Genomic DNA, 704 nt, shown 5'->3' on the forward strand with positions numbered 1-704 from the left:
GTAGGTAGAGCAACTGACTTGTAATCAGTAGGTCACCAGTTCGACTCCGGTAGTCGGCACCATTTCTTAGCAAACACTGTGTAACACTAACCAAGGTTGTGTAACATTAGTTTTGCAAAAGTAAAAGCCTAACCGCTTTCACTTTTGCCTCGATAGCTCAGTCGGTAGAGCAGAGGATTGAAAATCCTCGTGTCGGTGGTTCGATTCCGCCTCGAGGCACCATACAATTCCCTTTTAGTTCAGTTGGTAGAACGCCGGACTGTTAATCCGTATGTCGCTGGTTCAAGTCCAGCAAAGGGAGCCACTTTCTTTTCTAGGCAAAGCCTAGAGATAAAAGAACGTTTTTAGGTTACAGGTTAACTTGAAGACAACAAAGATTTAGTGTGCCGACTTAGCTCAGTAGGTAGAGCAACTGACTTGTAATCAGTAGGTCACCAGTTCGACTCCGGTAGTCGGCACCATTTCTTAGCAAACACTGTGTAACACTAACCAAGGTTGTGTAACATTAGTTTTGCAAAAGTAAAAGCTTAACCGCTTTCACTTTTGCCTCGATAGCTCAGTCGGTAGAGCAGAGGATTGAAAATCCTCGTGTCGGTGGTTCGATTCCGCCTCGAGGCACCATTACAATTCCCTTTTAGTTCAGTTGGTAGAACGCCGGACTGTTAATCCGTATGTCGCTGGTTCAAGTCCAGCAAAGGGAGCCA

The 704-nt window shown here is 45.5% G+C and carries 5 tRNA genes; all 5 read left to right on the forward strand.

Annotation, left to right across the window (positions count from 1 at the left end):
* Window positions 1-146 precede the first annotated feature (146 nt).
* Window positions 147-222, forward strand: a tRNA-Phe gene (locus C9J12_RS30265).
* Between the two features lie 6 nt (window positions 223-228).
* A tRNA-Asn gene (locus tag C9J12_RS30270) sits at window positions 229-304 on the forward strand.
* Window positions 305-385: 81 nt separating this feature from the next.
* Window positions 386-461, forward strand: a tRNA-Thr gene (locus C9J12_RS30275).
* A gap of 84 nt (window positions 462-545) precedes the next feature.
* Window positions 546-621, forward strand: a tRNA-Phe gene (locus C9J12_RS30280).
* A gap of 7 nt (window positions 622-628) precedes the next feature.
* A tRNA-Asn gene (locus tag C9J12_RS30285) sits at window positions 629-704 on the forward strand.

Origin of the sequence: Photobacterium frigidiphilum (assembly GCF_003025615.1) — a bacterium.
GTDB lineage: Bacteria > Pseudomonadota > Gammaproteobacteria > Enterobacterales > Vibrionaceae > Photobacterium > Photobacterium frigidiphilum.